The organism is Flavobacterium collinsii, assembly GCF_946903285.1.
GTDB classification, from domain to species: domain Bacteria; phylum Bacteroidota; class Bacteroidia; order Flavobacteriales; family Flavobacteriaceae; genus Flavobacterium; species Flavobacterium collinsii.
This window is the reverse complement of sequence record NZ_OX336425.1, coordinates 5130235-5143956: the sequence shown is the minus strand read 5'-3', so window position 1 is coordinate 5143956 and position 13722 is coordinate 5130235. Positions and strand designations below refer to the sequence as shown.

General features: G+C 34.7%; 15 protein-coding genes. 8 read left to right on the top strand and 7 right to left on the bottom strand.

What is annotated here, in order from left to right:
• The first annotated feature begins 89 nt into the window (after window positions 1-89).
• Window positions 90-755, top strand: coding sequence for a tRNA (5-methylaminomethyl-2-thiouridine)(34)-methyltransferase MnmD (mnmD, locus tag OGZ34_RS20640; protein WP_263361567.1), 666 nt, complete (start codon window positions 90-92; stop codon window positions 753-755).
• A gap of 167 nt (window positions 756-922) precedes the next feature.
• Window positions 923-1120 (top strand): hypothetical protein, encoded by a 198-nt coding sequence (locus OGZ34_RS20635; RefSeq protein WP_017496117.1) that lies wholly within the window; start codon window positions 923-925, stop codon window positions 1118-1120.
• 31 nt (window positions 1121-1151) lie between these two features.
• On the opposite strand, the gene OGZ34_RS20630 is transcribed toward OGZ34_RS20635, so the two are convergent.
• Window positions 1152-2093: a LysR substrate-binding domain-containing protein gene (locus OGZ34_RS20630; RefSeq protein WP_173967804.1), complete on the bottom strand. Its 942-nt coding sequence runs from the start codon at window positions 2091-2093 to the stop codon at window positions 1152-1154.
• 107 nt (window positions 2094-2200) lie between these two features.
• Here OGZ34_RS20630 and OGZ34_RS20625 point away from each other — a divergent pair, with 107 nt between their 5' ends.
• The 4 genes from OGZ34_RS20625 to can all read left to right on the top strand — a co-directional run bounded on the left by OGZ34_RS20625 (window position 2201) and on the right by can (window position 5587).
• Window positions 2201-2680 carry a Dps family protein gene (locus OGZ34_RS20625; RefSeq protein WP_173967805.1) on the top strand — a complete coding sequence of 160 codons (480 nt, stop codon included), beginning with the start codon at window positions 2201-2203 and terminating at the stop codon, window positions 2678-2680.
• Window positions 2681-2814: 134 nt separating this feature from the next.
• On the top strand, window positions 2815-3099 hold the full coding sequence (locus tag OGZ34_RS20620; RefSeq protein ID WP_173967806.1) for a hypothetical protein: 285 nt from the start codon (window positions 2815-2817) through the stop codon (window positions 3097-3099).
• Window positions 3100-3179: 80 nt separating this feature from the next.
• Window positions 3180-4829 carry a SulP family inorganic anion transporter gene (locus tag OGZ34_RS20615; RefSeq protein ID WP_173967807.1) on the top strand — a complete coding sequence of 550 codons (1650 nt, stop codon included), beginning with the start codon at window positions 3180-3182 and terminating at the stop codon, window positions 4827-4829.
• 122 nt (window positions 4830-4951) lie between these two features.
• On the top strand, window positions 4952-5587 hold the full coding sequence (gene can / locus OGZ34_RS20610) for a carbonate dehydratase (protein ID WP_173967808.1): 636 nt from the start codon (window positions 4952-4954) through the stop codon (window positions 5585-5587).
• 36 nt (window positions 5588-5623) lie between these two features.
• Here can and OGZ34_RS20605 read toward each other — a convergent pair whose 3' ends face one another.
• Window positions 5624-6826 (bottom strand): LETM1-related biofilm-associated protein, encoded by a 1203-nt coding sequence (locus OGZ34_RS20605; RefSeq protein ID WP_173967809.1) that lies wholly within the window; start codon window positions 6824-6826, stop codon window positions 5624-5626.
• A gap of 105 nt (window positions 6827-6931) precedes the next feature.
• Window positions 6932-7459 carry a superoxide dismutase family protein gene (locus tag OGZ34_RS20600; protein WP_263361566.1) on the bottom strand — a complete coding sequence of 176 codons (528 nt, stop codon included), beginning with the start codon at window positions 7457-7459 and terminating at the stop codon, window positions 6932-6934.
• Between the two features lie 211 nt (window positions 7460-7670).
• Between OGZ34_RS20600 and OGZ34_RS20595 the strand changes: the two genes are divergently transcribed.
• Window positions 7671-8108 (top strand): META domain-containing protein, encoded by a 438-nt coding sequence (locus tag OGZ34_RS20595; RefSeq protein WP_263361565.1) that lies wholly within the window; start codon window positions 7671-7673, stop codon window positions 8106-8108.
• Between the two features lie 31 nt (window positions 8109-8139).
• A complete protein-coding gene (locus OGZ34_RS20590) occupies window positions 8140-8661 on the top strand; it encodes a DUF4251 domain-containing protein (protein ID WP_263361564.1) in 522 nt (173 codons plus the stop codon).
• A gap of 141 nt (window positions 8662-8802) precedes the next feature.
• On the opposite strand, the gene OGZ34_RS20585 is transcribed toward OGZ34_RS20590, so the two are convergent.
• The 4 genes from OGZ34_RS20585 to OGZ34_RS20570 form a co-directional block, all read right to left on the bottom strand.
• Window positions 8803-9897, bottom strand: a complete 1095-nt coding sequence (locus OGZ34_RS20585) for a glycoside hydrolase family 18 protein (protein ID WP_263361563.1) — start codon at window positions 9895-9897, stop codon at window positions 8803-8805.
• Window positions 9898-10125: 228 nt separating this feature from the next.
• Window positions 10126-11931, bottom strand: a complete 1806-nt coding sequence (locus OGZ34_RS20580; RefSeq protein ID WP_263361562.1) for an acyl-CoA dehydrogenase family protein — start codon at window positions 11929-11931, stop codon at window positions 10126-10128.
• A 46-nt stretch (window positions 11932-11977) separates the two neighbouring features.
• Window positions 11978-12328 (bottom strand): four helix bundle protein, encoded by a 351-nt coding sequence (locus tag OGZ34_RS20575; RefSeq protein ID WP_263361561.1) that lies wholly within the window; start codon window positions 12326-12328, stop codon window positions 11978-11980.
• Between the two features lie 135 nt (window positions 12329-12463).
• Entirely contained in the window at window positions 12464-13645 is a 1182-nt protein-coding gene (locus tag OGZ34_RS20570; protein ID WP_173967816.1) for a thiolase family protein, read from the bottom strand.
• Window positions 13646-13722 lie beyond the last annotated feature (77 nt).

Here is a 13722-nt window from a genome sequence, read left to right as displayed (position 1 = left end):
TTTTAAGGCTTTACGCATTTGTTTTGACTAAATTTGGCACTTAAAAAGGTCGAAATACCAGTAGAAACGGATTGTAAATTCTGAAAAAGGTGAAAAGAGAAATAATTAAAACGCTAGATGGTTCAACCACAATTCATTTGCAAGAGTGGGATGAGTGTTACCATTCGAAACACGGAGCAATTCAGGAGGCGAAACATGTATTTATAAAAAATGGTCTTTCGTTGTTTGATAGTGACCCGGTAAGTATTCTTGAAATAGGTTTTGGAACGGGTTTGAATGCTTTTATTACTTTTTTAGAATCCAGTCAAAAGCAACAGCCAATTGATTATGTTGGAGTAGAAGCTTATCCTGTTGATGCGAAAGAGGTGTTGGCTATGAATTATGTCGACGAATTGGAGGCTGCGGTTTATAAGGAGGTTTTTGAGAAAATGCATGAATACGAATGGAATCAGAAAGTTGCCATCACTAACGATTTCAGCTTAACCAAAAGGAAACAATTTTTTGATGAAATCGATGATTTTGAAATTTTTGATTTGATTTACTTTGACGCCTTCGGATATCGGGTACAGCCGGAGCTGTGGAGCACCGAAATCTTTAGAAAAATGTACAAAAGTTTAAGGCCAAACGGAGTGCTGGTAACCTATGCAGCTCGTGGAGTTGTTAAAAGAAGTATGATTGAGGTTGGATTTACTGTTGAAAAATTGGCAGGGCCGCCTGGAAAACGTGAGATGTTTCGGGCTTTTAAAAAGGTATAAATGAGTTGTTTAGAATGGTTCTATATTGATTTATATGCATTAAGAAATCGTATTCGTTGCTAAAGTTTTTAAAATAATAAGTTAAAATCGGTACTCGTGAATGATATTTGTTTAAATTTGTTGCGAGTTTGAAAATATAGATAACCCCCAAAAAATCTTATTTTATTATGTCAAAAATGATGTTTGATTACACGAAATCAATACTTGAGAGAGTAAGTTTCGACCCGATACTTTTCTGTAAAGAATTAGAGAAAGCTATCAAGACACTGTTACCGTACGAAATGGAACAATTGCAAGAATGGTTATTAAATTTCATTATTGAAAAACCAGAGTTAAAACAAAGTCTACTACTGATTAAAGTATAAAAAAAGGAGCCAATTGGCTCCTTTTTTATTGTTATTTCTTTTGTAGCGGACTTATGATCTGAACGTTCTGAAAAACAATTGCTCCTTTAACCACTCCGGCAATTGTAGATCTGAGGGCGTCAATGATTTGCATTTTTAATTCGCTCTTCGGGTAAATCAAACTTACCTCACGAGCCGGTTTTGGTTCCTTAAAGTTGCGTAGCTTCTGTTTGTCGGAATCTTTTAAGTCTAAGGTGTGCAAGTACGGAAGTAGTGTTGTACCCAAACCTTCGTCGGCTAGTTTAATTAGGGTTTCAAAGCTACCACTTTGAATCTGAAAATTATTCTGATCGAGGTCACTGGCATTTTTACACAAATTTAAAATCCCGTCTCTAAAACAATGTCCGTCCTGAAGTAACAGGATTTCGTTGATGTTTAAATCGGCAACTTCAATTTCTTCTTTTTGAAAACTGGCGTGATGTTCCGGGATATAAGCGACAAAAGGCTCAAAATACAATACAATTTCTTTTATTTTTTCATCTTCAAGCGGAGTAGCAGCAATAGCAGCATCAAGATGGCCATTTTTTAATTTCAGAATGATCTCGTCTGTATTAAGCTCTTCAATTAGAAGTTTAACTTTTGGATATTTCTTGATGAAGTTGTTTAAAAACATTGGTAAAAGTGTGGGCATAATGGTCGGGATAATTCCTAAACGGAATTCTCCTCCAATGAAGCCTTTTTGTTGTTCTACAATGTCTTTAATACGATCCGCTTCGTTTACAATATTCTTGGCTTGGTTTACAATTTTTTGACCAATATCGGTAAGCTGAATAGGCTTTTTGCTTCTGTCAAAAATCAGAATATTTAATTCTTCTTCGATTTTCTGAATCTGCATACTTAGCGTTGGCTGGGTAACGAAACATTTTTCGGCAGCAAGCGTGAAATTTTTATGTTCGGCAACGGCTAACACATATTGCAATTGAGTTATAGTCATTTTGATAGTAATTTTTGATGCAAAAATAAGAAAATATAATTTTTTTTTATATAATTTTAAAAGAACTTATCTTAAATTTGTAGTAATCATATTATAAAATGAAAACTATGAAGACAAATATTTTAGGATTACCAGTAAAAGAATCAGAATTGTTAGTAAAAGAATTAAATATTCTGTTGTCAAATTTTCAGGTATATTACCAAAATTTAAGAGGAATACATTGGAATATTCGTGGTAAGCGTTTCTTTGATCTGCATGTAAAGTTTGAAGAATTGTACACGGATGCCCAGTTAAAAATTGACATGATTGCAGAACGGGTTTTAACTATTGGAGGAACTCCTTTACATACTTTTGAAGATTATATTAAAAATAATAAATTAACTGTTGGAAAGAATATTTCAAACGACGAAAAAGCGGTTCACTTAATTGTAAATTCGTTGTCTGATTTGTTAAAAATTGAAAGAGAAATTCTAAAGCAGTCGGATGAAATTAACGATGAAGGGACAAATTCTATGATGAGTGACTTCATTGCCGAGCAGGAAAAAACAATCTGGATGATGAATGCATGGCTTGAAGAAGAGTTGTAATGTGTTGTTCCTAAAATGATTACTATAGCAGAATGGTCGGGTTTGATCATTCTGCTTTTTTATGTTTGTTAAATTTGTATAAATTTTTAGGCCTCTCGCTTTGATTTTATTTGTTTAACGCTATTTTTGTTCCAATGAAATTAGTCGCTCGTATATTATTATTCATATTTATTGCATTCTTATCTACCCCAACTATAGTGACGGTGATGAAGAAAAGCAATGATGCGTCGCTATTTTTTAGTTTTTCTGAAGAGGAACATTCACATAAAGAACTTAAGGCTGCTGTTTATCCGGCAATACTTCAACATGAAGTTGTTATGCCAGTTTATATTGAAAAAAAGACTATAGTGTCTGAAAATATTGTAAAACTAGACAATATTTCCCCGAGCATTTTTGCTCCACCTCCGAACTTGGCATAATACTTCCGATTATTTTGAATCAAACTGCATTTGAATAAATGCGGTCAATCGTTAATGAATAATTTTTTTAGTATTGTATTATGACAAAAAAAATCAATCTTTTTGCCAACCTTAAATCTGATTTCGCTTCGGGTTTAGTGGTTTTCTTGGTGGCTCTTCCATTGTGTCTGGGTATTGCAATGGCTTCTGGAGCACCTTTGTTTTCAGGAATTATTGCAGGTGTTATTGGTGGTATCATTGTAGGGTACCTAAGCCAGTCACATATTAGTGTTTCCGGACCAGCGGCTGGGTTAACAGCAATTATTTTAACTGCCATTACTGATTTAGGTGCTTTCGATGTGTTTTTAATGTCTGTTTTTATTGCTGGATTAATTCAATTAGCATTAGGGTTTTTAAAGGCCGGAAGTATTTCAAATTATTTTCCAACAAACGTTATTGAAGGAATGTTGGCGGGTATCGGAATTATTATCATCTTGAAACAGTTGCCTCACGCTTTTGGATATGATGCTGATTTTGAAGGTGATCAGGCTTTTATTCAAAATGACGGAAGCAATTCCTTTTCATTTTTGTTTGACGTTCTGAATCACATACATGTAGGAGCAGTTGTAGTCTCACTTGTTTCCTTTGTGATCTTAATTTCCTGGGAGAAAGTTCCTTTTTTAAAGAGACTTAAATTAATTCCGGGAGCACTTGTTGCTGTTGTTGCGGGAGTACTTTTAAATGAGTTTTTTGTTTCAACAGGAAGCACATTGGCAATTGCAAAAGAACATTTGGTTTCTTTGCCAGTTCCAAAATCTTTTGATGAATTTAAATCTATTCTGATTACACCAAATTTTGCTGCGGTTACCAATCCGCAAGTTTGGGTGGTTGCTATTACAATTGCTATTGTGGCTTCTATTGAGACATTATTGTGTATTGAGGCTGCCGACAGAATGGATGTTCAAAAACGTTATACTAATACCAATGTTGAGCTTAGAGCGCAAGGAATTGGTAACATAGTTAGTTCTCTTTTAGGTGGTTTACCAATGACATCAGTTGTAGTAAGATCATCTGCCAATAATAATGCAGGAGCAAAGTCTAAAATGTCGGCTATTATTCACGGTGTGCTTTTGTTAATTAGTGTATTGTCAATCCCTACATTATTAAATAAAATACCATTGGCAACTTTGGCTACTGTTTTAATTTTAGTAGGTTACAAATTAGCAAAACCTGCCACTTTCAAACATTTCTGGGAAAAAGGAAAGTACCAGTTTATACCGTTTATTGCAACTTTGGTATTTGTTGTAGCAACAGATTTACTTAAAGGAGTTGCTTTGGGAATTGTTATCAGTATTATTTTCGTACTGAGAGGAAACCTGAAAAGAGCGTACAGTTTCAAAAAAGAAGAATACGAAGATGGAGATGTTATTCATATTGATTTAGCACAGGAAGTTTCATTCTTAAATAAGGCAGCAATTAAACTGACTTTAAATGAAATCCCTGAAAATTCTAAAGTGATTATCAATGCCGCAGATACAGAGTATATTGCGCACGATGTTTTAGATTTGATTCGCGAATTTAAAGAAACAAGAGCCATTGATGAAAATATTAAAGTAAAGCTGAAAGGATTCAAGAAAGCTTATGAGCTTGAGAATTCGCCGGATATCAATAATCACGTGTCTATTGAGCATTATTATGATGTTGCTAAAAGAGCTTTAGTTCAAAAAGAAAAGGTAAAAGGAGATTTATAAATAAATTATATTAATTAAGGTATTTCTTGATTGTGAGAAGTATTAAAATTAGATAACTTTACAGTGAAGTTGTTTTTAATATATTTAAACATCTGGTAATACCATTCAAAAAACAAAAAAAAATGAGAGAGTTTTATAAGCAGTTACTTGAAAACAATAAACAATGGGTTGAAAGGTCATTAGCGTTAGACCCAAACTATTTTGCTGATTTGGCTAAAGGACAAACACCACCATTATTATGGATTGGATGTTCAGATAGCCGTGTTCCTGCAAACGAAATTATTGGAGCTAAACCGGGAGAGGTTTTTGTACATCGTAATATTGCCAACATGGTGGTGCACTCTGATATGAATATGTTGAGTGTTCTGGATTATGCTGTAAATGTTTTAAAAGTAAAACACGTTATTGTTTGTGGACATTATGGTTGCGGTGGTGTAAAAGCTGCAATGGGAAATCAGTCTGTAGGAATCATCGACAACTGGATCCGTCACATTAAAGATGAATATCGTTTACATGATAAGTACCTTAATTCAATCGCAGATGAAACAGAGCGTTTTAATGCTTTCGTTGAGATCAATGCTAAAGAGCAGGTTTACAATTTGGCTAAAACGTCTATTGTACAAGGTGCTTGGAAAAACGGACAGGATTTAATGCTTCATGGATGGGTTTATGGTTTGAACTCTGGTTTTGTAACCGATTTAAATGTAAACATCAGTTCGAATGAAGAATTGGATCAGGTTTATCAGTTAGACTTGTAATATAAAAAAGAAAATCGCCTCAAGGGGCGATTTTTTTTATTCGTTTTCGTCCAGATTTTCATTAAAAGCAGACGGTAATAAAGTTGGAATAAATTTTATCAGAATTGGTAATAATAAACTTCCTCCAGGTAGTAAAAAGATAGTCAGTGACGGAATCGTTTTGCAGATATCCAGAAGCTGTTTTTTTACTTTCTTCTTTTCCTTAGCATCCAGATCTCTGGTAGTCGAATAAGCCAGTAGGACCATTAATTCTTTGCTTTGGATGATTTCCTTAACCAATCTGTTTTTGTTTCTTACAATTAGTTTTACGACACTATGGGTCATCTGATCGTAAAAATGTTTTACAGGATTGGAATAGTTGAAATAAGGAATCTTCTTTTTGTGTGTGGTGATAAAGGTGTTCGTGGTTTCAATACTTTTGGTAACAAAATCATCCGAAACGCCCATCATAGAACCTAAAGAGTATAAAAAGTAAGCTTCTTCATTTTCTACAACACCATCACTCCATAAAGCCATTCCGGCCATATCGATTAGATAATAATATTCGAGTTGGTTGTTGTAATAGTCCAGTTGTAAAGTTTCTAAAGTATCAACCGTTACTTTTGAAAATTTAGAATATCTGATAGAAGCTTCAAAAAGTTTAATTAACAAATCGTCATGTTGCGATTTTATGGTTTTGGTTTTTAAAGCCAGAGCCACAATACCCAGTACTGTTTCTTCGATTCGTTTTAAGTATTTTTCAGGTATTGAACCATGTTCCAAATATTGCCTGAAAGCAAGGACATCAATAAAGAGAAGCGCATTGGTCACTAAATGCGAAAAGTTTTTACTGATAATGCTGTCATTGGTCTGAACCCTTTGGTCTATGATATTTTCTAAGGAAAGAGAAGGTGTGTCTTTCGGAAGTAAAATTTTGAATAAATTAAATCCTTCCGGACTCATTTCTTTGTAAAATTTTAAAACCTCAGAAATAAAATTATTAGGTTCTGAACTTCTTTTTTCCAAACAAAAAACACCATACAAAGTATTTAATAAAGCTACTTTGGAAATTTCGGTTTTAAACCATCCTTTTATCGGAATCGGAATTTGAGAATCAATAGCAATGATATGACCGTAAATAAAACCGGTTTCTCTGACTTTATTGTAGAACGAATCTGCAGTCTCAAAAGGTATAGCTTCTGAAAACTTCTGTTCGCTAAAAAACTTGTCTATCCAGCCTGGTGCCGATGGGTTAATCATTAACTTTTAATTTATAGCTGCAAAGCTATATCTTTTTCTTGTTTTAGGGTAAATTTTAAATGAAATAACCACCAAATTTTGTGAAAATATGGTGGTTATTCTTTTTTATTTAATGATTCCGGCACAGGCCGCTCTTCCACCTGCATTTCCAGTAGGTTGTGTCGTAAAATCATCAGTTCCCTGATGAACGATTAATCCTTTTCCAAGAATATCTTTGGAGGTATCTCCGCAGCCAATACACCATTCGTCAGTAGTTAGTGTTATAGTTCCGTTACCTTTAGCATCAGCCGTAAAGTTTCCGATATCTCCTTTGTGGTATTCAGCAACACCCCATTTCCCGTGTTTTTTAAAAGTTGGGTTCCAGTGGCCTCCTGCTGAACTTCCATCAGCAGCACTACAATCTGCCTTTTCATGAATGTGTATCGCGTGAACTCCCGGTTGTAGACCAGTCATTTTTGCAACAAAAGTTACTTTGCCATTTTTTTCGGTGAAAGTAGCGGTTCCGGTCACTGTGCTATTGCTTTTTGGCTCTAGAGTTACTGTAAGGTTTTTAGCGTCACTTGATTTTGTACTGGTCTTACAACCAACGATTAAAGCTGTAATTATAGCGAAGGAAACGATTATTTTTTTCATAATAGGAGGCTTTTATATTAAAGATTAAGTAAATTTAACATAAAATTCCGACATGGATTAGAGCTGACAGTTAAAAAAATCTAAAACTATTGATGGTAATTTAATGGGACTTTAAGTAAAGAACCCAAAAATATTACGTAATTTCGTATACCTCCGAATTAAAAAATGAAAATCAATACCTTAATTATTTTCTAATTTAATCTTAAATATTATGATCAAGAATATTTTAACTTTAGTTTTTTTGGGAGTTGTTTTAATTTCCTGCAATACATCTAAAACCCCAAAAGGGGATGCGGTTTCTACACTTGAAGGAACCTGGGAGCTCAACTATATAAGCGGTCCAAGAATTGCTTTTGACGGTTTGTATCCAAATAAAAAACCAACTATTAGCTTTGATCTAAAAGAAAATCGCGTGTCTGGAAATAATGGCTGCAATTCTTTTAATGGAGCATTTGCCGTGACTGGAAATAAAATTGATCTGACACAGCCTATGGCTACAACCAAAATGATGTGTAAGGATGCGCAGCAGGGGGAACAGGTTTTTATGAGTACTTTACCTAAAATAACCTCTTACGATATTACAGATGAAGGAAAAACATTGCACTTTATTTCTGGTGATATTGCCATGATGCGATTTACCAGAAAATAGAGGTATCTTTTAACCTGTTTAATTTTATTTTATGAAAACTAAATTATCCATTTTATTGGTGTTATGCTGTTTTTTAACTATTTCTGTTTCTGGACAGGAAAAGACAAAAAAAGAATTAAAGGCAGAAAGAGAACTACAGCAACAAAAGGAAATTGAAGCACTGGTTACTTCTAGAAAATTTGATTTTGAAGCGCAAAAACTGACCCCACAGGGAGGAAGGTTTATTATTCTGGATTACAATACTTATTTTTTAAAGTTTAATACAGAAAAAACTACCTGCGATTTACCTTTTTTTGGCCGTGCATTTAATGTTGATTATGGAGGAGATGGTGGAATTAAATTTGAAGGGACTCCGGAAGATATTAAAGTTGAGCAAAAAAAGAAAAGTTATATTGTAAAGGCTACAGTTAAGGGAAAGAATGATGTATATGTTTTGATGTTTTCCATTTTTTATAACGGAAATACAACACTTACAATCACCAGTAACAATAGGGCATTTATTTCTTATGATGGGGTGATTCGAGCTCCAAAAGTAGAAGAGAATAAGAAGTAAATATTTTAGTCTTTAAGTATTGTGTTTCTAAACTTTTGATATATTGTAAATGATTATTTGAAAACAAATTTTGAACTTTTGCGATAAAGAAAACGGCAGCTATTTTTTGAATAGCTGCCGTTTTTTAATGTTCTAGCATTTTTATTTAGCGGTTTTAACCTCATAAATAGTATTGACCATTCCGTTTCGCGTAGCATCCAGAGGAAGTTCCCAAAACATAATTCCGCCCAGGTTTTTAGCTTTAACGTATTCTGCTTTTGCTTTTATAGACGTTAGATTATCTCCTGTAGCAAATGTTTTTTCTTTTTCATTGTACCAGAAAGGAGCTTTGGCTTTATCGTCCCAAAAATATTTCCAGCCATTAGCTTCTGTGTAAAAAGGAGCATAGTCTTTGAAAGATACACCTTGAACATGTTCACCGGCTTGATATAGACCGTTATTGATGTTTTCAACATTTTTCCAGGTTCTGGTATAAAAGGCTCCTCCAATCACTAATTTTTCTGCTGGAATTCCCAGTTTCAATAAATATTCAACGGCTTTGTTTGTAGATTCTTCTTTTGGGTTAGTGCTATATAAAGGAGTATGGTGTCCTGTAACTTTTGAGTATCCGTTTACCAGATCATAACTCATAATATTTACACGGTTTACTAAAGGCATTACTTTTTTCCAGTCAATCGATTCGTCTAAGGCTTTTTGAAAACCTCCGGCAGCAAAGCTTAATTCATATTTTTTACCTAAAGTTGAGCGTAGAATTTTGATTAGTTCTGTAAAATTAGGTTTATCAGCCGGTTGAAACAAATGTCCTGGCAGTCCCTCAATTGCCGGATATTCCCAATCTAAATCTAAACCGTCTACTTTAAAATAATTACTGACTTCTTTTACCGATTTGGCAAAAGTAAGTCTTCCCTCAGCTGTTGAAAAAGCTGCAGAACAAGGCTCACAGCCTCCCCAGCCACCAAGCGAAAGAATAACTTTTAATTGCGGATTTGAAGCTTTTAACGAAACCAAATATTTGATAGTAGTAGAATCTTTTGCAGAATCAACGCTTAGCTTTCCCTCTTTTAAATGGAGGAAACTAAAGATAATTTGATTTAGTTTGCTTACTTCGTATTCGTTAATTAGCTTGTCGTCACCTGTGTAATAGGCTATAATATCCATTTTTTTGTTTTTTTGTGCAAATACACTCGTGGTAAAATTGCACCATAAAATCAGAGCAATTAGGTTAATTTGTTTCATTTTATGTTTTTTAGAGTTTTTAGATTGCTAAATATAAAGTAATACAATCGATATTTAACTATTCTCTAGTGGTCTGAGCGTTAATTTTAACGAATATTTTGCAAATGGCTGCAAAAATATTGCGGATGTGATTTTAGCAAATCGTCTTAAAAAAAATAAAAAATAAACCCGCACTGTTTCGGATTAGTGCGGGTTTAAACAAATTAAAAGCTAAAAACTATTTTCATATTAGAAGCAGTATTCGTTTTCTGCAACTAATTTAGATGTAATAACCTCTCTTAAGGCTACAACATTTGGATTGTTTGTGTATTTTGTGAAACGTTTTAGTCCCATTAACATCATACGTTGTTCGTCACCTTCGGCAAAAGAAATAATTCCTTCTTTTCCTCTTGAGTTAACGATATCTACTGCTTTGTACAAGTATAATTTTGCCATAGCAATTTGCTCTTGTACTTTAGCCTCACCTTGATTTTTGGCTAATTTTTCAGTTCTAAGAATTGTACTTTCTGCCATGTAGATTTCGATTAAGATATCAGAAGCAGCCATTAATAACTGTTGGTGTGAATCTAAATCCGGACCATATTTTTGAACAGCGCTTCCGGCTACCATTAAGAAAACTTTTTTCAAGTTAGCAATGATTCCTTTTTCTTCAGCAAATAATTCAGAGAAATCAGGAGTGTCGAAAGATGGAATTCCCATTAATTCTTCCTGAACTTTCATAGCAGGTCCTAATAAATCAACGTGACCTTTCATGGCCTTTTTGATTAACATCCCTACAGAAAGCATTCTATTGATTTCGTTTGTTCCTTCGTAGATACGAGCGATACGAGCATCTCTCCAGGCACTTTCCATTGGAGTGTCTTCAGAGAATCCCATACCTCCAAAAATTTGAATTCCTTCGTCAGCACAAGATTGTACGTCTTCAGAAACTGCTACTTTCAAGATCGAACATTCGATAGCGTATTCTTCAACACCTTTTAATTCAGCTTCCTGATGCGTAGTTCCTTCTGCTTCACGGGCAGCGATTCTGTCTTCGATATCTTTTGCAGCACGGTAAGAAGCACTTTCTCCGGCGTAAGCATTAGTAGCCATTTCAGCCAGTTTAGAGCGGATAGCTCCAAAAGATGAAATCGCAGTGTTGAACTGAATTCTTTCGTTAGCATATTTTACCGCATTTGTAGTAACTCTACGCTGAGCATCTAAACAAGCTGCAGCCAGTTTGATACGACCAACGTTCAAAGCATTCATAGCAATTTTGAAACCGTTTCCTCTTTCAGACAACATGTTTTCAACAGGAACTTTTGTATCGTTGAAGAAAACCTGACGAGTAGAAGAAGCACGGATTCCTAACTTATGCTCTTCTTCATTCATAGAAATTCCATTTGATGGATCATTTTCTACGATGAAACCTGTAATATTTTTATCATCACCAATACGTGCAAAAACGATGAAAACGCTGCAGAAACCTGCATTCGAGATCCACATTTTTTGTCCTGTAATTGAGTAATATTTTCCATCTTCAGATAAAACTGCTTTCGTTTTTCCGGAGTTAGCATCAGATCCTGCGCCTGGCTCAGTCAAACAATAAGCTCCAAACCATTCTCCTGAAGCTAATTTAGGAACGTATTTTTTCTTTTGCTCTTCAGTACCGTAAAGTGTAATTGGCATAGTTCCAATCCCGGTATGTGCACCAAAAGCAGTTGAGAAAGATCCAGTAGCTCCCGAAATGTAATCGCAAACTAACATTGTAGATACGAATCCCATTCCTAATCCACCGTATTCTTCAGGAACAGCAACTCCTAAAAGTCCTAGTTCTCCAGCTTTACGCATAGAAGATTCTGTGTAGGCATAATCTTTTTTCTCAAAACGATCTTTATGCGCCCATAATTCTTTGTCAACGAACTCTTTTACAGAGTCACGCATCATTAATTGCTCTTCCGAAAAATCTTCCGGTGTGAAGATATCTTCGCATTTTGTTTCTTTAACTAAAAACTGACCACCACGGGTTACGTTTTTTTCGATTGTATCTGCCATTTTGTTTTTTTTTAGATAAAAGATGCAAGATTTAAGAAGCGAGATTTTAATCTAACTTATTTATGAAGCCTGTTGTCATCTTTTGAAATTCAATTATTTTGTTTTCTATTTCTTCTGTTTTTGTTTTAGATAGATAATCATTTTGAAAAGCTATCAGTAATTGCGTTTGTAATTCAAATGATGAACCTAAACTAATATTCAAATAATGCTGAAAGTGTTTATTCCCTCTGTTAGAGCCTTCAGCAATATTAGAAGGCATTGAAACAGAACATCGATTCATTTGATTTGTCAAACTATAGGTTTCTGATTTTGGAAAGGTGGCAGTTAGTTTATAGATATCATTAGTAATTCCCATAGCTAAAATCCAAATTTTCAAATTCTTAAAATTATGTCTCATGTTTTTTTGAGGTAAGATAAGAAAGAAATGAATATAAAAGTGAGTTTTTTACTACTTTTTAAAGTTTTGTTATTTTAGAATGTTTCCATTCCAGAATAAAATCTTTCTTCTTTCTTCTTTCCTCTTAAAAACAATCTACAACACTTCGTAAATCCCTGCAGAACCTTGTCCAGTTCCCACACACATACTTACGATTCCGTATTTGTTACCTCTGCGTTTCATTTCGTCGAATAACTGAACAGAAAGTTTAGCTCCTGTACAACCTAGAGGGTGTCCTAAAGAGATAGCTCCACCGTTTACGTTTATGATATCCGGGTTTATGTTTAATTCGCGAGTTACTGCTAAAGCTTGTGAAGCAAAAGCTTCATTTAGTTCAATTAACTCAATATCATTTAGTGTTAAACCTGCTTGTTTCAACGCTTTTGGAATTGCTTTTACAGGACCGATACCCATAATTCTTGGTTCAACACCAGAAGAAGCGAAGTTTACCAAACGTGCGATTGGTTCAAGGTTTAATTCTTTTACCATTTCTTCGCTCATGATTAAAACAAAAGCAGCACCGTCACTCATTTGAGAAGAGTTTCCTGCAGTTACACTTCCGTCGGCAGCAAAAACAGGTCTTAAGCCAGCCAAAGCAGCAACAGAAGTTCCGGCTCTTGGACCTTCGTCTTGTTTTACAACGTATGATTTAGTTTCTTTTTTACCATTCTCATTGATAAAAGTCTGTTCAACAGTAATTGGAACGATTTGTTTGTCAAATTTTCCTTCTGCTTGCGCTTTCAAGGCTTTCATGTGTGAGTTGTAAGCAAACTCATCCTGATCTTCTCTGGAGATTTTGTATTGGTTGGCAACAGCCTCCGCAGTTAGTCCCATTCCCCAGTAGTAATCTTCATGACCTGCAGCAGCCACTTTATAATCCGGAGTTGGTTTGTAACCTCCCATCGGAATAAAACTCATACTTTCGGCTCCACCGGCAATGATACAATCTGCCATTCCTGATTGGATTTTTGCAGTTGCCATTCCGATAGTTTCTAATCCGGATGCACAATAACGGTTAACCGTTACACCAGGAACATCTTCTACTTTTAATCCCATCAAAGAGATTAAACGTCCAACGTTAAGTCCTTGTTCTGCTTCCGGCATGGCATTTCCAACCATAACGTCATCAATACGTTTTTTGTCAAAATTAGGCAACTCGTCCATCATAAACTGAATGGTTTCTGCTGCTAATTCGTCAGGTCTTTTAAATCTAAAAACCCCTTTTGGTGCTTTTCCTACCGCAGTACGGTAAGCTTTTACGATATATGCTGTTTTCATTTGTTTTGTTTTTTTAAGATTTATAGAAGCAAGAGCCAAGAGAAAAGACAAAACTTTGTTTTGAAATCTTGCTTCTT